Origin of the sequence: Rahnella sp. CJA17(1/100) (assembly GCF_963881615.1) — a bacterium.
GTDB classification, from domain to species: domain Bacteria; phylum Pseudomonadota; class Gammaproteobacteria; order Enterobacterales; family Enterobacteriaceae; genus Rahnella; species Rahnella aceris.
The window spans coordinates 60776-82219 of sequence record NZ_CAWOJA010000033.1 but is presented as its reverse complement, the minus strand read 5'-3'; the positions used below and the strand labels follow the sequence as shown (position 1 = coordinate 82219).

Annotated in this window: 14 protein-coding genes; all 14 read right to left on the bottom strand. The window is 55.5% G+C overall.

The features are described 5' to 3' along the window. Positions 1-180: 180 nt before the first annotated feature. The 14 genes from cobA to ascF all read right to left on the bottom strand — a co-directional run bounded on the left by cobA (position 181) and on the right by ascF (position 21219). Complete coding sequence (gene cobA / locus AACU55_RS15070) at positions 181-1038, bottom strand: uroporphyrinogen-III C-methyltransferase (RefSeq protein ID WP_371687422.1); 858 nt, start codon at positions 1036-1038, stop codon at positions 181-183. A 26-nt stretch (positions 1039-1064) separates the two neighbouring features. Continuing rightward, positions 1065-3737 carry a nitrate reductase gene (locus tag AACU55_RS15065; protein ID WP_134705655.1) on the bottom strand — a complete coding sequence of 891 codons (2673 nt, stop codon included), beginning with the start codon at positions 3735-3737 and terminating at the stop codon, positions 1065-1067. Beyond that, positions 3734-7909 (bottom strand): nitrite reductase large subunit NirB, encoded by a 4176-nt coding sequence (nirB, locus tag AACU55_RS15060; RefSeq protein WP_134705654.1) that lies wholly within the window; start codon positions 7907-7909, stop codon positions 3734-3736. The genes AACU55_RS15065 and nirB overlap by 4 nt, the downstream gene beginning before the upstream one ends. A gap of 22 nt (positions 7910-7931) precedes the next feature. After that, on the bottom strand, positions 7932-8729 hold the full coding sequence (locus AACU55_RS15055) for an ABC transporter ATP-binding protein (protein ID WP_013575696.1): 798 nt from the start codon (positions 8727-8729) through the stop codon (positions 7932-7934). Positions 8730-8738: 9 nt separating this feature from the next. Further along, positions 8739-9653, bottom strand: a complete 915-nt coding sequence (gene ntrB, locus AACU55_RS15050) for a nitrate ABC transporter permease (RefSeq protein ID WP_134705653.1) — start codon at positions 9651-9653, stop codon at positions 8739-8741. A 12-nt stretch (positions 9654-9665) separates the two neighbouring features. After that, the gene (locus tag AACU55_RS15045; RefSeq protein ID WP_134705652.1) at positions 9666-10928 is read right to left on the bottom strand and encodes a CmpA/NrtA family ABC transporter substrate-binding protein; all 1263 of its coding nucleotides are present in this window, start codon (positions 10926-10928) and stop codon (positions 9666-9668) included. Between the two features lie 281 nt (positions 10929-11209). Next, positions 11210-12427: a nitrate regulatory protein gene (locus AACU55_RS15040; protein WP_134705651.1), complete on the bottom strand. Its 1218-nt coding sequence runs from the start codon at positions 12425-12427 to the stop codon at positions 11210-11212. A gap of 179 nt (positions 12428-12606) precedes the next feature. Continuing rightward, positions 12607-12873 carry a YkgJ family cysteine cluster protein gene (locus AACU55_RS15035; RefSeq protein WP_013575700.1) on the bottom strand — a complete coding sequence of 89 codons (267 nt, stop codon included), beginning with the start codon at positions 12871-12873 and terminating at the stop codon, positions 12607-12609. Further along, entirely contained in the window at positions 12870-14441 is a 1572-nt protein-coding gene (locus AACU55_RS15030) for a cobalamin adenosyltransferase (RefSeq protein WP_134705650.1), read from the bottom strand. Before AACU55_RS15030 ends, AACU55_RS15035 begins: the two co-directional genes overlap by 4 nt. Positions 14442-14508: 67 nt before the next feature. After that, complete coding sequence (locus tag AACU55_RS15025) at positions 14509-15603, bottom strand: chemotaxis protein (protein WP_134705649.1); 1095 nt, start codon at positions 15601-15603, stop codon at positions 14509-14511. A gap of 24 nt (positions 15604-15627) precedes the next feature. Beyond that, complete coding sequence (locus tag AACU55_RS15020) at positions 15628-16542, bottom strand: helix-turn-helix transcriptional regulator (RefSeq protein WP_134705648.1); 915 nt, start codon at positions 16540-16542, stop codon at positions 15628-15630. A gap of 295 nt (positions 16543-16837) precedes the next feature. After that, positions 16838-17926 (bottom strand): cellulase family glycosylhydrolase, encoded by a 1089-nt coding sequence (locus AACU55_RS15015; RefSeq protein WP_134705647.1) that lies wholly within the window; start codon positions 17924-17926, stop codon positions 16838-16840. A gap of 369 nt (positions 17927-18295) precedes the next feature. Then, a complete protein-coding gene (locus AACU55_RS15010) occupies positions 18296-19726 on the bottom strand; it encodes a 6-phospho-beta-glucosidase (protein WP_134705646.1) in 1431 nt (476 codons plus the stop codon). A gap of 20 nt (positions 19727-19746) precedes the next feature. Then, a complete protein-coding gene (ascF, locus tag AACU55_RS15005) occupies positions 19747-21219 on the bottom strand; it encodes a PTS cellobiose/arbutin/salicin transporter subunit IIBC (RefSeq protein WP_134705645.1) in 1473 nt (490 codons plus the stop codon). Between the last annotated feature and the right edge of the window lie 225 nt (positions 21220-21444).

The following is a 21444-nucleotide window of genomic DNA, read 5'->3' as shown; positions in this document are numbered from 1 at the left end:
CATAAGCTTTTCGGATGATCGTGCGGGGGAGTTGTGCGTGCTGCCGATTCAGAAATCTTGCTGAACGGAGCGGCCTGGAGACCAAAGGCTCCAGGACCGGGAGAAGGGACCGCGCAGCGGCAAGATTTCCAGCCTGTCACTGCGGTAACTGAAGCATAGCCAGCCAGCGTTAGCGCGCAGTTAAAAAAACGCAGGATTGCAAAGAGGTTCGGTTAAAACCCTTTGGGCCGGTGTGGGTGGCAACCCACGGTCTTGACGTTGCCCCTCTCCCCGGTACATCCCCACCACCTCACCGACAATCAGCAGCGCAGGCGTTTGCACCTGTCCGGTAAGGATCATGTCTGCCAGTGTCTCCAGCCTGCCGGTCAGCACCCGCTGTTCCGGCCGGGTGCCGCGCTCAATGACGGCGACCGGGGTCGTCCCCGGTAAGCCATGCGCCATCAGCTGGTGGCTGATGCTTTCGCTGTTGGCAATGCCCATATAAAACACCAGCGTCTGACGCGCTTCGGCCAGCGCCCGCCAGTCAACATCCGGCTCCCCCTGTGCCCCGTGACCTGTCACAAACCGCACGGACTGCGCCAGACTGCGGTGGGTCAGCGGAATACCCGTGGATGCCGCACACCCCATCGCCGCCGTGATGCCGGGCACGATGTGGCACCTTACGCCGTGCTGCTGGCAATGTGCCATCTCCTCGCCGCCGCGACCGAACACAAACGGATCCCCCCCTTTGAGGCGCACCACGCGATGCCCGGCCAGCGCCAGACTGACCAGCAACTGATTAATTTCTTCCTGTCCCAGCGTGTGATTGCGCGTCGATTTACCGGCATCAATGCGCAGCGCCTCGTCCGGGATCAGCGCCATCACCGGCTCAGACACCAGCCGGTCAAACACCACCACATCCGCCTGCTGGATCACGCGCAGCGCTTTCAGGGTCAGCAGCTCGACATCCCCCGGCCCCGCGCCGACCAGCCAGACTTCACCGCGACACACCGGATTACGCCGGTGGGCACCCGCCAGAATTTGCGCGATCTGCTGCATCTGTAATGTTCTTTCGGGAATGTTGTTCATTGGCTGTCTCCCGCCGTCAGCGTGGCGAGCTGACCGGCAATGATTTTTTTGAGTTCAGGAATGCATGAGCCGCAATTTGTGCCGCATTTGAGTTTTTCGCCAAGCTGTTGCACGCTGTGACATCCCTGGCGGACGGCTTCAGTGATCGGGATTTCCCCCACGGAATAACAGCTACAAATGATGGCACCGGCGGGCGCTTTATCACGGCCTGCACGGCCTGCCAGCAACGCCAGACGCTGTTGCGCCGTGTGCGGCGGTGTGGTGAATGCCGCCAGCACCGCCTGCCGGTCGGGTGACGGCGGCCTGCGGCGGGCATAGAACGCCAGTTGTAACGCGCCGTCAGACCAGGCCAGCAGGCTGAAACCGTCATCGCCCAGTTGCGCGGTCTGGCAGAGCAGGTTGTCCGTGGCGTAAGACTCCTTCAGCCACGCCATCCAGTCTGCCGGTAGCGAAGAGTCGGCAAGCGTAAAGTGGGTCACCCCCGGCTGGGTGATCAGGCTCCAGTAAGTGGTCACCGGTGGTGTAATATTTTCACCACGCACAAACAGTTCGGCCTGCCACGCGGCAGGCCAGCGGCTCAGGCTGACCGGCATATGTTTGCTTTCCGGCTGTCCCGACAGCGGATCAACATGCGCTTCAATCAGTGCATCGACCCGCGCCTGCTGGCTGAACCGGCTGTTCCAGTGCATCGGCACAAACACGCTGCCGCGCGGTTGCAGATTGTCGGGTTGGGCGCGCAGCAACAGCCAGCCGTGCGAGGAGGCAACGCGTACCAGATCACCGGACTGGATCTGCGGCCCGTCATCAGGATGAAACTGACAAAACGGCTCGCTGATGTGCTGCATCAGCCGCGCTGACTTACCGGTGCGCGTCATCGTGTGCCACTGGTCGCGGACCCTGCCGGTATTCATGATCAGCGGATACGCCGCATTCGGCAGATTTACCGGCAGCCTTGGCGTGATGGCGATCAGTTTCGCTTTGCCGTCAGGATGAAAGAACCGGTTATCCGTAAACAGCCGCGCCGTGCCCTGCGGATTGGCGGCATTCACCGGCCACTGCACAGGCTGCAGGGTGTCCCACTCCTCATCCGAAAGCTGCGCCAGCCCGCTGATATCAAACGCCCGCGAACCGTGATTTTCAAAACCGGAAAGCGCGGCATGTTCGCGGAAAATTTCTGCCGGATGCTGATACGAAAATGCCTCTGCAAACCCTAAACGCTGCGCGACCTGACTGAGGATCCACCAGTCCGGTTTCGCCTCACCCGGTGCAGGCAGAAACGCCCGCTGGCGTGAAATACAACGTTCAGAATTGGTCACGGTACCGTTTTTCTCGCCCCAGCCCAGCGCGGGCAGGCAGATATGCGCGGCACGGGTGGTATCGGTGTCACGCATAATGTCGGAGACGATCACCAGCGGGCAGCGCGCCAGTCCGGCCCGTACCCGGTCGGCATCCGGCAGCGACACCAGCGGATTGGTGCCCATGATCCACACCGCTTTTATCCGGCCTTCTTCCACTGCGCGGAACAACTCCACGGCGTTCAGCCCGGCTGATTGTGTGACGTTGTCACTCTGCCAGAAACGCCCCACACGGCTGATATCTTCCGGCGTAAAGCCCATGTGCGACGCCAGCTGATTCGCCAGTCCGCCGACTTCCCGTCCGCCCATCGCGTTCGGCTGGCCGGTGATTGAAAACGGTCCGCACCCCTCGCGCCCGATATGGCCGGTCGCCAGATGCAGGTTAATAATGGCGTTGCATTTATCCACGCCGGAACCGGACTGATTGATCCCCATCGAATACAGCGTCACCAGCCGCTGGCTGTCGCCCAACATCTGATAAAACGCCAGCAACTGATCCACAGGTAATCCGCAATACGCGGCGGTACGCGCCACTGTCCAGTCCCGCGCCGCCCGCAACGCATCTTCAGCACCCTGTGTATGGTGTTGCAGGAAAGTGGTGTCGAGTTTTCCGCTCTCCGCCATCGCGTTCAGCGCACCACAAAACAGCGCCGCGTCACTGCCGGGGCGTAACGCCAGGTGTAAATCGGCGATATCACAGGTGGCGGTCTGGCGCGGATCGATAACAATAATGCGCATCTCCGGCCGGTCCTTTTTGGCCTGCGCCAGCCGCTGATACACCACCGGATGTGCCCATGCCGTATTCGAACCGGTCAGCAAGACGCAGTCGGCCCGTTCCAGATCCTGATAACTGCACGGCACCGCGTCGGCCCCGAACGCGCGTTTGTAACCCACCACGGCAGAGGCCATGCACAGCCGCGAATTGGTATCCATATTTCCCGCGCCGATAAAGCCTTTCATCAGTTTATTGGCGACATAATAATCCTCAGTCAGCAACTGGCCGGAACCGTAAAACGCCACAGCCTGCGGACCCTGTTCGTCGATCACCGCCTGTAACCGCTGCGCGACCGTATCAAGCGCCAGCGTCCAGCTTACCGGCTGGCGGTCGATTTCCGGCTGTAACAACCGCCCCTGCAACCCCAGTGTTTCTCCCAGCGCACTGCCTTTTACGCACAGTCGTCCGTGATTAGCCGGATGCGTTTTATCACCACGGGCGCTGAAACTCCCGGTCTGCGGTTCCATGCTGACGCCACATCCCACGCCGCAGTAAGCGCAGGTGGTCAGCGCCGGTGCTGTTGCCGGAGGTCTTTTCATACGCTGACCGTCGCAATGGTTTCAGCGGTTTTCACCCCCGGCTGTTCCTGCACCCAGACACGGCCATTTTCGACTTTCACCGGCCAGACACTCAGCGCCAGTTGCGCGTCGTCCACGCTGCGCCCGTCGTGTAAACGGAAACGCTGTTTGTACAGCGGCGAAATCACCACCGGCTCGCCTTTCACATCGCCTACCAGCCCGCGTGCCAGCACATTGGCATCGCTGTCCGGCTCATGGTTACTCAGCGCGAAAACCTGCTGCGGATGCTCCGGCAAATGGAACAGCGCAATCTGCCGGTTAGCCAGCCGCGCCGCCATACCGGCATTGGCCGGAATGGCGCTGAGATCGCACAACTCCACCCAGCCCTGCACCGCCATCACCGGCTGAGAAACGGCGCTGATGGAAATACCGGCGCGTTCCTGCGACGTCGCCGGGCGCAGTTGCTGACGCTCCGTCACCATCACCACCGCTTCATCCGGCTCGCTGCTGTTGACGAACGGACGGAACAGCGCCAGCCGGTCCGGATCTGCCAGCGTGGTTTGCCATTCGCACTGATATGTGCCGACCACCGCGTTCATCTCACTTTCCAGTTCTGCGCCGATGTGCAGGCTGTCTTCCAGCACCACCTGACGCAGGTAATCCATGCCGCCCTCGAGATTATCCATCCAGGTGCTGGTACGTTGCAGGCGGTCAGCGGTACGGATGTAAAACATCAGAAAGCGGTCTACGGTGCGGATCAGATCTTCCGTGCTCATGTCCTGCGCCAGTAAATCAGCGTGGCGCGGTTTCATGCCGCCGTTGCCGCACACGTACAGGTTCCAGCCCTTTTCGGTGGCAATCACGCCCACGTCTTTGCTCTGTGCTTCGGCGCATTCACGGGTACACCCCGAGACCGCCATTTTGATTTTGTGCGGGGAGCGCAGCCCCTTGTAGCGGTTCTCCAGTTGCAGCGCCAGGCCGGTGGAATCCTGTACACCGTAGCGGCACCAGCTTGAGCCGACACAGGATTTCACCGTGCGCAGCGATTTGCCGTAGGCGTGACCGGTTTCAAAACCGGCGTCCACCAGTTGCTGCCAGATTTCCGGCAGTTGTTCGAGGCGGGCGCCGAATAAATCCACCCGTTGCCCGCCGGTAATTTTGGTGTAGAGGTTGTAGCGTTTGGCGACCAGACCGATGGCGATCAGCCCGTCGGGCGTGATTTCACCGGCCGGAATGCGCGGCACCACGGAATAGGTACCGTCTTTCTGAATATTGGCGAAATAACGATCGTTGGTGTCCTGCAACGGCAAATGCTGCGGTTTGAGCAGGTAATCGTTCCAGCAGGACGCCAGAATGGATCCCGCCAGCGGCTTGCAGATTTCACAGCCGCTGCCGTGACCGTGTTTCTGAATCAGTTCGGCAAAGCTGCGGATATTGCCCATGCGCACCAGGTGATAAATTTCCTGACGGGAATAAGCAAAGTGCTCGCAGACGTCTTTTTTTACTTCGACACCCATTTCGGTGAGTGCGAATTCCATCACCTGTTTGGTCAGCGCTGCACAGCCGCCGCAGCCTGTCGCCGCCTTAGTGCAGGCTTTGACCGCCGCCATATCGCCGCAACCGCCCTTCACCGCGTCACAGATATCTGATTTGCTGACGTTATGGCAGGAACAGATTTGCGCACCGTCCGGCAATGCCGCGACGCCCGGCGTTTGTGGCGCTGCACCGGCGCTGGCGGGCAGGATCAGGTTTTCCGGACTGGCGGGCAGCGGCATATCGTTAAGCATCATCTGCAAAAGCGTGCTGTATTCGTTGCTGTCGCCGACCAGCACCGCGCCGAGCAGGCGTTTGCCGTCCTGCGAGACCACGATTTTTTTGTACACTTCCGCCGGACCGTCGACCCAGCTATAACTCTGACTGCCCGGCGTGCGGCCATGCGCATCGCCGACTGAGGCCACTTCTACGCCCAGCAGTTTCAGTTTGGTGCTCATGTCCGCGCCTTTAAACGCCACCTCGCTGCCGGAAAGCGTATCGGCCAGCGTGCGCGCCATCTGGTAGCCGGGGGCGACCAGACCGAAAATCTGCCCGTTCCACAAGGCACATTCACCGATAGCAAAAATGGCCGGATCAGAGGTACGACACTGATCGTTAATCACGATACCGCCACGCGGCCCGACCTCCAGCCCGCACTCTTTTGCCAGCTGATCCCGCGGACGGATACCGGCGGAGAACAGCACCAGATCGGTCTCGAGATGACCGCCGTCGGCAAACTCCATGCGATAACGACTGGCTTCTCCGGCCACGATCGCGCGGGTTTCTTTGCCGGTATGGACCTGCACATCCAGCGCTTCAATTTTACGGCGCAGCATCGCCGCACCGCCTTCATCAAGCTGAACGCCCATCAGCCGTGGGGCGAATTCCACCACATGCGTTTGCAGTCCGAGATGTTTCAGCGCGTTTGCGGCTTCCAGCCCCAGCAAACCGCCCCCCACCACCACACCGGTTTTGCCGGTGGCAGCGCAGGCCTGAATCGCCGCCAGATCGTCCAGCGTGCGGTAAACCAGGCAGCCCGGCGCATCGTTGCCCGGAATTGGCGGGACAAACGGGTAAGAACCGGTCGCCAGCACCAGCAAATCGTAAGCCGTCTGCCGCCCCTGATGATCGACCACAAAACGGTGACGGGTATCGATATGACCGATGCTGTGCCCGAGGCGCAGTTCAATGCCGGTCGACGCAAAGAAACCCTCTTCTACGACCGACAGCGACTCCGCGCTGCGACCGGAGAAAAACTCGGACAAATGCACCCGGTCGTAGGCTGGTGATTTTTCTTCCGCAAACACAATTACCTGATATTGCAGATGCAGTTCACGCTCGACCAGTTGTTGCAGAAAATGATGGCCAACCATGCCGTGTCCGGCCATGACTAATACGGGTTTCGACATTGCAGTGCTCCTCGTTACCTCGGCGGGTAACTGTTCTGATTTAATAGCCGGTTCATCGCCGGGGCTGAATATGCTCAATGGCGTCTGGCAGTTGGCGGGATGGCTGATGCGGGCGAAATATTCCGGCCCGTCGCTGATATCACCCCACAGCAACACGCCGGTGAGCCGGTTATCACGCAGCAACAGGCGGCGGTAATGACCGTCAACCGGGTCAGATACCGTGTGAATTTGTGCGCCGTCGCCGCCGTGCAGTTCACCGGCACAGAACACGTCAATGCCGGTCACTTTCAGGCGCAGCGGCACCGTGTGCATCACCGGAGAAACCACCGGTGCACCGGCCAGACGGGCCGCCAGCGCCTCAGCCTGTTGCCAGCACGGCGCGACCAGACCGGCGGTCAGTTCCCCCTGCTGACAACATTCGCCAATGGCCGAAATAGCCGGGTCGGAGGTTTGCAGCGTGTCGCTGACCAGAATGCCGCGATCACAGTCCAGTCCGGCGGCCTGCGCCAGGGCAATCTCGGGCCGGACACCGGCGGCTACCACCACGCGTTGCGCGGGAATTTCACGCCCGTCGCTGAGCCTCACCGCCCGGACATTCCCGGCGGGGTCACCGGCATAGGCCACGGTCTGCGCCTGTAAAAGGGTCGTAATGCCGCGCGTGGCGAGGCTGGCGCGAAGCAGTTCTGCGCTATGTTCATCGAGCTGGCTGTCCATCAGATGGTTGCCGCGATGCAACAGGCTGACCTGCATGCCCCGCAGCGCCAGTGCGGCAGCGGCTTCCACGCCTAATACGCCGCCGCCCACCACCACGACCGGCTGTCCGGCGTAATCTCCGCTGAGGATGTTTTCCACATCCTGCTGCTGACGGAAACCGTGAATACCGCGTAGTTGTGCGCCCGGCACCGCCAGCATAAAAGGCCGCGAACCGGTGGCGAGCACCAGATGGTGATAGTCAAACATCAGCCCGCCAGCCCGCACCCTGCGGGCAGTGCGGTCAATTTCTGTCGCCGCCGCACCGGCGATAAACGTGACGTTGTGACGTTTGTACCACTGCGCATCATGGGTCACGATGTCATCAAACTGTTTTTCACCGGCGAGCACCGGCGTGAGCAGAATGCGGTTATACGCAGGCTGTTTTTCTTCGCCGATGATCACAATGCGGTAACGCTCCGGCGCACGCTCGCACAGCCGTTCCACCAGCCGCACGCCCGCCATTCCGTTGCCAATCACTATCAGGGTGGGTTTATCCATTGCGCTTATCCCGCCTGCTGAATCAGGCAACTGACCGGTGTTTTTCATACAGGAACTGCAGCACCTGCTGACGGTACTGGTGGAACAGGTGATCGTTCGCCAGCGCCAGCCGCGAGCGCGGGCGCGCCAGTTCTACCTGCAACACGTCGCCGACTTTCGCTGCCGGGCCGTTGGTCATCATCATTACGCGATCTGAAAGCAGTACCGCTTCGTCCACGTCGTGTGTGATCAGCAAAATCGTGGTTTTCAGGCGCGACTGAATCTCCATCACCGCATCCTGCAAATGTGCACGGGTTAACGCATCGAGCGCGCCGAAAGGTTCATCCATCAGCAACACTTTCGGTTTCATCGCCAGCGCACGGGCGATGCCCACCCGCTGTTTCATACCGCCGGAAATCTCACCCGGACGTTTGTCAGCCGCATGCCCCATGTGCACCAGATCGAGGTTGTGCGAAATCCAGTCACGCATTTCACTTTTACTCATCACCCCTTTAAATACCTGATTTACCGCCAGCGCCACGTTCTCAAAAGTGGTCAGCCAAGGCAGCAGTGAATGGTTCTGAAACACCACGCCGCGTTCCGGGCCGGGGCCGGTGATTTCCTGGTTATCACACAGCAACACGCCTTCCGTCGGGCGACTCAGCCCGGCAATCAGATTCAGTAAGGTGGATTTTCCGCAACCTGAATGACCAATCAGGCTGACCGTTTCGCCCTGCGCAATATCGAAGCTGACGTTGTCGAGCGCCAGAAACTGCCCTTTCGCGGTCGGGAAACTCTGGCTGACGTTCTGCACGCGGATAATGGCTTTGTCATTTTTCATCTCAGGCTCCTAACGGTTGTCGTAACTGAATCGGCGGGCAATGGCCATCAGCCCCTGCTCCAGCACCATGCCCACCACGCCAATCAGCAGGATGGCGATAATGATGTTTTCCACGTTGAGGTTGTTCCATTCGTTCCAGATCCAGAAACCAATCCCGACACCGCCGGTGAGCATTTCGGCGGCAACAATCACCAGCCAGGCGATACCAATCGACAGACGCACACCGGTGAGGATGTTAGGCAGTACCGCCGGAAACAGGATCTTACGCATCACGGTGAATTCGCTGAGTTTCAGCACCCGCGCGACGTTGAGATAGTCCTGCGGAATACGCATTACGCCCTCAGCCGTATTGAGGATCATCGGCCAGATCGAGCAGATAAAAATGGTCCACGCCGAGGCGGGTTCCGCGCGCTGGAACAGCAGTAAACCGATGGGTAACCACGCCAGCGGACTGACCGGCCGCAGCAATGAAATGATCGGATTGAGCATGCTGGCGATAAAACTGAAACGCCCGATCAGGAATCCGGCAGGAATGCCGATCAGTGCCGCCAGCCCGAAGCCCATCGCCACACGTTTGAGCGACGCCAGTACGTTCCAGCCAATGCCCATGTCATTCGGTCCGGCGATGTAAAACGGATCGGCGAAAATCACTTTGGCCGCTTCCCAGGTTTTCAGCGGCGTCGGAAACCCTTTACTGCTGAGCGCGGCAATCTGCCACAGTGCGATCACGACGATGGCGCCCAGCAATGCCGGAATGGCTTTTTGCAACACGCGGTGCATCACCACGCGCAACCGGGCGAGATAAGCCGTTTTGGCGGCGCGGACCGGCAGCGCTGCGTTCTGCGTTACCGGGGCGATCGGTACAATTTCTGCACTCACCGGTTCGGTCAGCGCGATAACATTAGGTTTTGAATTCATGGACATCGGCGACCTCACTTAGCGTTTCATGGCAAAACTGTTGGCGTATTCAGCAGGGTTACTGCCGTCCCAGACTTTCCCGTCCATCAGCGTGCTGCTGCGCATATCCCCGGACGGCAGGTTGATGCCGCCGACCGCCGTCGCCGCCTGTTTGTAGACGTCAATACGGTTGATTTTTTTGGCCACCGCCAGATAGTCCGGATCTTTGTCCAGTAATCCCCAGCGTTTGTGCTGGGTCAGGAACCACATGCCGTCGGAGAGATACGGGTAGTTGACTGCGCCGTCGTTGAAGAAGCGCATGCTGTGGGTGTCTTTCCACTTTTTGCCCAGTCCGTTTTCGTAATCACCGAGCATCCGCCCCTGAATCGTTGCCACCGGCGTATTGATGTAGGCGCGTGCGGCGACGACCTGCGCGGTTTCAATGCGGTTGGCATCGGAAGTGTCAATCCAGCGTGAGGCATCAAGCACGGCAGCGGTCAGCGCACGGGCGGCATTCGGATTGGCTGCGACCCAGGCTGACGTCGTTCCGAGAATTTTTTCCGGATGATCCGGCCAGATCTCCTGTGACGTGGCGGCGGTGAAACCGATATCGTCCTGTATGGCGCGCTGGTTCCAGGGTTCACCGACGCAGTAACCGCTCATGTTGCCGATCTTCATGTTCACCACCATTTGCGGCGGCGGCACGACCACGTTGCGCACATCGTTAAACGGGTGAATACCGGCGTTCGCCAGCCAGTAATACAGCCACATGGCATGCGTGCCTGTGGGGAATGTCTGCGCAAAGGTGCAGGTGCCTTTGGCGCTGGCATCGACCATTTTTTTCAGCGAAGCCGCATCGGTGACACCGGCCTGTTTCAGCTGATTTGAAAGCGTGATCGCCTGCCCGTTATTGTTGAGCGACATCAACATCGCCATGTCATGCTGCGGGCCGGACACGCCCAGTTGCAGGCCATACACCAGCCCGTAAAGCACATGCGCGGCATCAAGTTCACCGGACACCAGTTTGTCGCGTACCGACGCCCAGCTTGATTCCTTGCTGGGGATAATTTTGATGCCGTACTTCTCATCAAACTTTTTCACTGCCGCCATCACCACGGACGAACAATCGGTCAGCGGAATAAACCCGACGCGGATATCTTTTTTCTCGGGCGCATCTGAACCGGCTGCCCAGACGCTGTTCATAAAGCCCGGCATCATCATGCTGCCGCCCAGCACCGCACTGCCGGCAATAAAGCGGCGGCGGGAGAATTGCCCCGGAGTTTTTTTATCGTCTTGCGTCATTGCGGCTTCCTGTAATGTTGAAAAATGAGCAAAAAAAAAGCGTCCTGTCAGCGCTCAGTTTCCTGAACGCTGACGGACGCCTTTATCCGTAATCCTGACTAAACCGCCATTGGTTTAGTCCTTATGTGGTAAAACAATGCAGCTTGTATGCCAACTTCGCGCATCGCAATAAAATCAGCCGGTTAGCGCATTTCCCGCACTCGCCTGACCGCCTGGTGCACCGCCACAGCACGCAGTGCACATCACAATGGCACACGGACAGTGCAGATACTCCTTAGGGATTAGTCGCCTTTCTTCCCTAATACAGCCGACACCGCAAGCATCGCTTCGGCAATCTCCGACAGCTTCTTGTTCTGGTTCATCGCCATATCACGCAGAGTTTTATGCGCCTGCGGTTCGGTCAGTCCGTGGTGTTGCATGAGCAACCCTTTGGCGCGTTCCACCAGTTTTCGTTCAGCCAGTGTGGCGCGAAGCCCGGCCAGTTCGGCATCAAGCGCCTGTAACTGACGGGATTGCTGCTCGACCAGCTCCAGTACGCAACGGCTGAGCTGCGGCGGCATCAGCGCCGAATAATGCGACTCCTGCTGCGGCATTTCTCCGATATCTTGCTGCTGAAGGGCAAGCGACGCCTGCGCTTCGCGGATCCGCTCACGGCAGCACTCCATCAGAATGTCTTCCAGTAAATCTTCCACCACTTTCATGCCGTCAATACGCACGGTGGTCACCTCAAACCAGCGCAGCGCAGCATCCGGGCCGTCATCTGCCGGGGTGGTTCGGGTGCAGGCAATCCGGCGCAGGCGCTCGAACTCGCTGCTGTCGGCGCTCAGTTGTTGTTGCCACAACGCCAGACAGCGGACATCGGCAAATTCCCTGAAGGTTTGAAAACACCGCTCCTGACCTTCGATCAGATCTAAAAGCAACTGATGCGCCACGTCATCGAAGTGCCGCGCGGCAAACCCTGCAGCGCCCGATGCACGCTCCTGCCCGGCCAGTTCCTTACCCTGCATAAAGCTAAACATCGCCAGTAACGCCCGTGAAATGGACGGATCACCCGAAATATCGGCAGCTTCAAACACCAGCGCCAGGTGCGTGCGGATAACCTCGCTGTACTGACGCATGGCTTCCGGCTGGCTGATATCCAGTGCCCGCACCTGACGGCGCAGCACCGGCAATGTGCTGAGGCTGTGTAAGACGGCAGCGATACGGCTGAACAGACGCGGCGCATTGCCCATGCTCTGTCCGTTAAGATCCCGCGCAAGCAACTGCTGGTCCACCGCCTGTTCCGCCATCTGGACCTGTAACGCCCGCTCACTCAGTTGTTCCGCCCACATTTCGCCGTGCGAACATAAATAGATGTTCGCCGTGCCCCGCTCACGTTGCAGCACATGGATCAGCTGGCTGACCGCGCCGACCAGCTTGCCCATCTCCAGCAGTTGTTGCAGGCAGATGATTTCACTTTTTTTCGAGGCCAGTACGAAACTAAGGGCAGAAAGGGACATGGAGGAACCTGATAGCAGACAGAAGTTGATCAGGTTAAGCAAGAAGTGTGCCGGAGATGAGTATGTCATTTCATACCGGTTGCGGCGAACTTTAACCGCTGATCCGGCAGGAGGGTACGGTGCTCAGCCCCGGCGATGAAATACCGGTGCAGGTAGCCTGTCCCCGCGCGTATTGATGATTACAACGTCTCAAGTACGCGGCAGGCTATCTGGTTGAGTTCTATAAATTCAGGCCAGCTATATTGCTGCTGATAATTCAGTAAAAACTGTTTTTCGACCTGACATATCAGCGGGCGCTGGTCATAAACCTTACATTGTCGGCGGGTATCATCGTAGTGACGGCAGGCACCGTCACCGCGATCGAGATAGCGCGTTTCCTCTGCCCGATGAACATGGCGGCAACAGGCACCGCACTGATTACAGGGAAAAGATGGCGTCAGACTCATAAAGAACTCAGCCAGCTTCGGGTGGATTGTGCATTTCCGGCCTCAAAAGGCAGGCTGATATTGCGTTTCTCCGCCTCTGCTTTCAGCAGCAATCCGCGGCAAATTTCATCATTGATCAACCCTAAATGTCCGGTAAATGCGGCAAGTTCATCCGCATCCATAGCAAACTCAATCCGGGTTAATTCCAGAATATAACGATCAAGCTCCGCATTCACATTTTGGAAATAGTCTACCGCTTTCTGATACTTATCCTTGAATCTGTCGAGGAATGCCCATAGTTTTTGCATCAGAGCACTGCTTTCCAGAAAATAATTCATGGTCAGCGTGAGGATCCCCGTCGCCAGTGCGCTGCAAAATGCAGCAAGTTCAGGGCCGAACGGGAACAGAAATACGCTCGCCAGATATTCATTAATCAGCACACCCGTTACGACGGCAATTCCCGCGGCTATCACGCGACTCGCCGCTTTGGCCTGCTGGCCTGGCGGCAGATTATCCGGATTGAACACCATGATTTTGAATGCCTGAACCAGATTATTCCACATCTCGCGGATCAATCTGACCAGCATCTTTTTCGTAGTGAAAACAATGTTAAACAACGTCGTGGTGATAGCCGACAGCACGCCACCCAATACGCCGTCTTTAAAGGCCGTGAGAAAATCACGAAATTTTGCTTTTACCCGTTCCCATGCGGCGACCAATGTTTCACCGATATCACCCAGGAATTCTCTGGCATCAAAGCGTTTACGCTGGCGGGCATAGAGGGAAGGGATGCGTTCGTGAACTTCAAACCAGACCTCTGCGAGGATAAGCCCCAGCATCTGACGGCTTCCCATCCGCAATCCGGTTGATAACGACGCACTGGCGACATTCAGGGCAAATTTGCTGCTGGTGTAATAGCTGAGGTTGACTTCTGATTCATAACGCCCCCGTGCTTTTTCATCTGCTTTCTGCATCCGTTCAAAATCTGCTTTAGACTTATTTTCCAGACTTTGCAGACGCTTCTGCTGTTTCTCCGTCAGCACCGGCTGACTTTTTAAGGTCGCGATTTCCTGCTGATTAACCTGATATTCCTTTTGCAATTTTTTCACGAAATCCGACATCGGCAGTGCTTTTTTAGAGGTGTTTAGCGTTGCTCCGGTCGGCGTCAGATTGCTGTCATCATTGGCCAGATCGGCTCCGTTCAGTTCTGACAAGATCCGACCCGCATCATGATGAATTTCGTTGGCGGCAATAATATGGTCAAGATGCACTTTGTCATTGTGCTTTAGCGTTTCGCCCGTGTAGCTGTCCGTTAATGTCCCGGCTTTGCGCTGCGCACTGACGCTGGCATTGTTTTTTTTATAGTTTGCATGTTGATGGTAGACATCAGGATCATAGGCTGCACGGTTTTCATACCGCGTGCGTTCTTCTTCAGTAGCGTAAATCCCCTTTCGGACATTTTGAATCGTATTAACATCACCGCCGTCCTGATCTTTAAGCAGCAGAAAATCAAGGCCAAATGATGTTGCGAGACTTTTCACCACAGTCTCATGTAATTCCTTTCCCCAATCTATTTCCTGCGTCGCCATAGGATAATGCCACCTGTTGTATAAATAGCCACTCTGAAAAATACCGGGCACGCAGGCCCGGTCAGTTTTAAGCTTTTAAGGTATATTTCGCGCTATCCACTTCGGATTTAGCCAACGCCTTATCCAGTGCGTGTTTATTCAGCACGTTGATCCCATCCGTATCGGTCTGCAATTGCACGACACCGTTCTCAATAACAGCTTCATTTTTTTCATTGGTCACTGGTTTAAATAACGGCGTGGTAATGACATCGGTCATAATAGCCGCCAGCATGTAACCATTCTCAATCATACGCAGACATTCTTCAGAGTCTTCAATAGCATCCTGAATATTGTTATTACGACGCTCGAGAATTTTCTGATGCATTTCTTTCAGCGGGGTGAAATAGGTCGCAAAAAGGGTGTGAAGCTGAGACAAGGAAGTATAAATAGAATCAACATATTTATTCACCACTTTAAGATGCGACTCGGCCAGATTCATTTTATCTACGGCAGATCTCACCTGACGGGCGACATCCTGTGCATTTTCCAGTGCTTTCTCCGCATGTGCCGCATAAGCCCAGCCGGCGATCATCAGGATGGGTGCAACCACCGCGCCGCCCAATACCATCGCCCCACCGGCCATACCCCAACCGCCTGCCGCCAGCGAGCCTCCGCCAATGGCAGCCATCGTGGCATTATAGGCTGCTGCACCTGAGAGTGCTGCGATAGGTGTGCCGGTGGAGGCCGCCGCAAACGCCACGACACCACTGTAAACAGCGAATCCGGCCGCTGCACCTGATGTTCCGGCCCCCACAACAGTTCCGAGATATTCGGTCGCCGAAATAGCCAGCTTCTCAATCTTGTTTAAACGATGCTGTGGTATTTCCAGACGCAACTGGGTATGGCCGTCTTGCTCCATTTTTGCCAAAAGTTCTTTAGCTATGGTGTCAAACTCGCGGAATTCCTCGCCAATTCTTAATTCTTTTTTACCCAGGCGTTCAAGTTTGCTGGAAGCGTCATCATTGACGATATCGAAGGCTTTCTTGCGACTGTCATAGCGATTTTTAGCCCCCTCAAGGATCTCATTGGCTTCAGATTTGTCCTGATAGCCTTTGTACGCTTTTTTACCGCCGACGGCAGTTGCAATTGCTGCGGCACCTAAAATGATTAGAGGAATTGCCATAATACATCTCCATTGTTATTTAAATTATTTTGCCTCTGCGGGCAGTAAGGATTTTTCAGCTGAAGACAGGTAGCCTTTTAATAAACGGAAAAGCGCATCCCTGAGCCAGAAAGGTTCAAGAATTTCTATCTCCGGCAACCAGAAAAGTATCAGCGGTAATATTTGATTTTCATGCGCAGCCCGGCAACTCACGACAACACCATTTCCGTCATCCTGAAGCATTTTCTGTTCAGGCAGTAAGTCACGTCTTTTGAAATAATGAGCATGGCGTCCTTTCACATGAAGTTTCACGTCAAAGCCTTCCCGGCTAATCCAGGGATCCTGACTGCTTTCCAGTAAAGCCATTACCGTAATATCAGGAATAAAGGTTTCTTTTTTAATATCCAGCCACTCGATCTGACTCAGTGAAAAAGATTTCAGCTTCCCTTTATCTGTCGCCTGTAAATACCAGATATTGTGCTGATTGATAAGCCGGTACGGGTGGAGTTCCCGGTCTTTACCTTTATAGGTCAGTTTACAGAGATTTCGCTGTCTGATGGCTTTCTCGATGGCCGGGAAATGACGACGAAGATCGGCCTTTAACGTATGTTCAGGGCTGGCATTCTGAATGCTGATATGTTTTTCGTTCAATCGGGCATCGAGATACTGCCAAAAATCATTTCCACGTTCGGGGAAGTAACTGTCAGCCTGCAAAAATTTTGCCAGCGAATGATGCAAATTTTCCGTTTGTGTCGATTGCAGGGCGGATGAAAGCCGGTATTCACCTTCGCCACAGTGCTCAATGACCGTCGACAGTGCATTCAAATCACGATAGACCGTCCGTTCAGTGATTGAGAATTTCTCCATAAGCGAATTGCGTTTAACAACGCCATTCAGGTGTAGCTCCGTTAATATATCAACCAGCCGCTCCGCCGAGCGGCACTTTACGCGACGCGCCATCGTTTAATCCTAAAGCTACAGTGAGGTGATGTGGTGATTATCCATAACTCACTGACAGGGTTTGTCAGTCACCCATTCGGTACTTCTCTTTTATCGCCCGTTTTTGACAAAACTTAAATTTTTAGGGGAATTCATCACGAAAAAATATGAACAACTTAATGAAGTAAAAAAAGTCCGTCAGCACGCAGTTTCCCAGATGCCAACGGACGCCTTTTCTTTCAAATTTCGGCCTGTAACGTGGAAACATAATGCTGTTTCAGCAGCATAATAATTCAGCATGTCAAAACCTGAATAATCAACCTGTACTCTTAATGCGCGTTAAACGGCGGACCAGCTCCATTTCGGCGCGCCGGAACGGAATGCCGTATTCGTCGAGCACATCGTGAAACCATAAATGGGCATAATCGTGATTGCCCTTGCGCACAGAGGGCCACGGCAGCGTGGTCTGGGTTTTACCGCGCACTAATCCCCACTGATAACAGCCCGCATTGAACGCGCTGAACAGCGGCAGTTGCTCCTCAAAAACGCTGCCGACATGGCGCGCCAGCCATTCGGTACATAACATCGGGCGGTTGAATTTCTGCCAGAAACGCAGTGTCTGTAAAAGTTTCGGCGTGGCGACATACGCGTGAAAACTGATGACGTCAGAAAGTTCAGCCGCCGCCATATCAATAGGATGGGTGAAAAACTCGCTTTCCGGCTGGTCCGGATCCTGTGAACAATGCCAGGCACCGACGGTCAGCGGCTGGACGGGATCTTCCCCGCGCGCCCAGACAAATGCCTTATGCATCAGTTCCAGCGCAAATCCTTCCAGTTTTTCGTCATACATCGTTTCTTCCAGTCCGGTGGCGAACGTGCCACGGTTACCCGGTTCGTTGTACAAATCCCAGATGGCAATGCGGTCGTCGGTGCGGAAATGACGGATGATGTCGCGCACATAACGCTCCACTTCCGGCCACATATCGCGGTTACACACCACATCGCGTCCCGGACTGGCTGCCGCCTGGCTGTTATGTTTACCCGGTTCCGGCGCTTTTTGCGGCCCGAGGAACGGCTCATCGCCGGAGAATCCGCAATCGTCCATCAGCGTGAGCATGACCCTGATGTCATGACGACGGGCAATACTGAGAAACTGATCGATGCGCGCCAGCAAACCGTCGCGATCGGCCTGCCAGACGATAAACGGCAGATTGATACGCAACTGGTTATAACCCGCTTCCTGTGCCCAGCCGAGTTCCTGATCAATCACCGGCGCATCAAAAGTTTCACGCTGCCACAGTTCGGTCCAGTTAACCGCCGTGCGCGGCAGATAATTAAATCCGCAAATCCAGCCCTGTTGCTCACTCCACGCAGCCGCCTGTTCCCTGCTCCATTGCTTTTTCATTCATCACTCCTGATGTTAAAATGCATTAACTCATATTATTCGCTGCTTTTTATTACCTGCGAACAATAGCTGCAATTTGCATGCTCAGGTTCTGCAATTAAGATCACACTCTTTTTACCTAATTTGCTGAGCCAACAGGCAAATTTTCCCGCGTGACAGAGGGTGAAATTAAAATAGAATTAATGGAGAAGGAGAAAAAAATAGCAGAGTGGATGCAAGGGGATAATTATATTGCATGTTTGTTACAGGAAATAATAACGTTAAAACTATAATAAATAATGACGAAAATAACTTCAGTAAATGAAATGATTAATTAATACCTTCCGGTAACGGGGAATACCCGGTCTGCGGATATTCCCCGTTGCGGCATCAGTCCAGATCCCCTCCGTTACTGGCAATCACTTTCTTGTACCACCAGAACGATTTCTTTCTCTTTCTTTCCAGCGTGCCACTACCGGCATCGTCGCGGTCAACATAAACGAAGCCATAGCGCTTGCTCATTTCACCGGTCGAGGCGGAGACCAGATCGATACAACCCCATGAGGTGTAGCCGATCAGCGGTACGCCATCGGTGATCGCTTCACCCATCGCGCGGATGTGCTCACGCAGATAGCTGATGCGGTAATCGTCATTGATTTCGCCCTGCGCGTTGATTTCATCTTTCGCGCCGAGGCCGTTTTCGACCAGGAATAACGGCTTCTGATAGCGGTCGTACATCATGTTCATGGTGATGCGCAGACCGAGCGGATCGATGCCCCAGCCCCATTCGCTGGCCTCGATGTACGGATTTTTCAGCGATTTAACAATATTCGCCGCGCTGCTGTTGTTGTCGTTCATGTCTGCTGACGCACAACGCGACGCATAGTAACTGAACGAGACAAAATCGACGGTGTTTTTCAGGATGTCGTCATCGCCCGGCTCAGTCACGACGTTAACGCCCTTTTCGGCAAAGACGCGGCGGGTATATGACGGATATTCGCCACGCGCCTGCACATCGATGAAGAACAGGTTCTCGCGGTCTTTTTGCAGGGCCGCCCAGACATCAGCCGGTTTACAGGTTTGCGGATAGAAATTCCCGCCAGCCAGCATACAGCCGACCTGATTCTCCGGGTTCACTTCATGGGCAATTTTGGTCGCTAAAGCACTGGCCACCAGCTCATGGTGCGCCGCCTGATATTTCACCTGCTCCTGATTTTCGCCCTCTTCAAAGACTAAACCGGCACCGGAGAACGGGCTGTGCAGCAGGATGTTAATTTCGTTGAAGGTCAGCCAGTATTTCACCAGCCCGTCGAACGCTTCAAAACAGGTACGCGCATAGCGGGCGAAAAACTCCACCATTTTGCGGTTACGCCACGAGCCGTATTCGATGACCAGATGCATCGGCACATCAAAATGGCACAGCGTCACCAGCGGTTCGATGCCGTACTTTTTGCATTCCGCAAATACGTCACGGTAAAACGCGATACCTTCTGCGTTCGGCACCAGCTCATCACCGTTCGGATAAAGACGGCTCCAGGCAATTGAGGTACGGAACACGGTAAAGCCCATTTCTGCCATCAGCGCGATGTCTTCTTTGTACCGATGGTAGAAATCAATCGCCTGATGCGCCGGATAAAACTCGTCGTCTTTCAGGGAGAAACGTTTTTCCTGACCGGTTTTTACCGCCAGACGGTGCGCGCCATGCGGGATCATATCTACCGTGGTCAGCCCTTTGCCTCCTTCAAAACTGCCACCTTCGGCCTGGTTTGCGGCAATCGCGCCGCCCCATAAAAAACCTTCAGGAAATGCTGATGCTGACATGTAAAATCCTCTCCTTTAATTTATTTAACTGCGCTTTGCGAAACCGCAAAGGCGGCGGAAGCCGTTGATTCCGGCGCTGTATTTTTTGGCGCCACGGTTTCCACCGGAATATCTTCAAATCCGAGCAGCAAGGTAGTGAAGAAGGAGATCACCACCGCGAGGACCATCACGCCCACCACCCAGACAATGCTCATCGGATTCGACGGGTCGAAGAACTGCACGCTGGTAAACAGCCCAGGCGACGCCATCGAATGGCTGGCGAGTCCGCCTAATCCCGCCACGCCACCGCAAATAAAGCCGCTGATTAAGCAGGCGATCAGCGGACGTTTCAGCCGCAGCGCCACGCCGTACAAGGCGGGTTCGGAAATCCCGGCGACAATCGCTGAAGCCGCTGCGGCCAGCGCAGTCTGACGCAGTTCCGGGTTTTTGGTACGCCACGCGACCGCTAGTGAAGAACCGCCCAGTGACAGGTTCGCGCCAATTTCCGACGGCATCACCATGCCCTCTTTGCCGGTTTCCGCGATGGTCTGAATAATGGTTGGCGTGAACACGCGGTGCATGCCGGTCATCACCAGCAGCGGCCAGGCCGCGCCCATAATGGCGACAGAAAGCCAGCCCAGATAACTGTGAACGGTATACACCACCGCTGAAATCCCGGTACCGATCCAGATGCCCAGCGGACCAATCAGCATGATGGCGATCGGTGCGGCAATCAGCATGATCAGCATCGGTTTGAGGAAGTTTTTGGTGACGACCGGTGTAATGCGATCGACCCATTTTTCAATGTAAGACAGCAGCCAGGTCATGCACAGCGCCGGAATAACGGTGTAGGTGTATTTCACCGCTGTGACGGAAATGCCGATAAATTCGACTTTCTGCCCCTGTGCCGCTTTCGCCATTAAATCGATAAACGCCGGATGGACAAGGATCCCGGCAATCGCAATCGCCAGCGACATATTGGTTTTAAATTTCACCGCTGCCGACGCCGCCACCATCACCGGCAGGAAGAAGAACGCACCGTCGCCGATGGTATTGAGGATCACCAGCGTGGAAGCGCCCTTGTCGAATACGCCGGTCATATCCAGGATCATCGCCAGCAGTTTCACCATTGAACCACCGATAATGGCCGGGATCAGCGGCGACATGGTGCCGATCAGCGCATCCAGAATGCCGGAGCCGATACGTTTCAGGGTGATTTTATTTTTCGACGGTGCAGCGCTGTCGTCACTGGCTGAGAAGCCTTCCGGCAGCAGTTTCAGCACTTCAGCGTACGCCTGAGAAACGTTGTTACCGATGATCACCTGGCACTGTTTTTCGTTGCGCACCACGCCCATCACGCCGGTAATGGCTTTCAGTGTGGCGGCATCAACAACAGATTCGTCATTCAGCACAAAGCGCAGGCGCGTCATGCAGTGTGTCACTGCCGCAACGTTCTGTGCGCCGCCGATGGCATCCACAATCGACTGTGATATTGCTGCAAAATTTTTAGACATGTGTACAACTCTCTCAGATTCATAGGGTTATGAATGTTTTTCAGAAGCCCTGGCTCCTGTGAAACCACTTTTTTATGAACGTTATGCTTTTTTATGAAAGGCTGTGAAACGATAGGTAACCGGTTTCATACGAGAATGTGCAGTTCCCTCTGTAACTTCAATAAAAAAATGCAACGTTGTTTTATTTTTGTGATGACGATCTCTCACTGCCGTTCTGTTATGCCA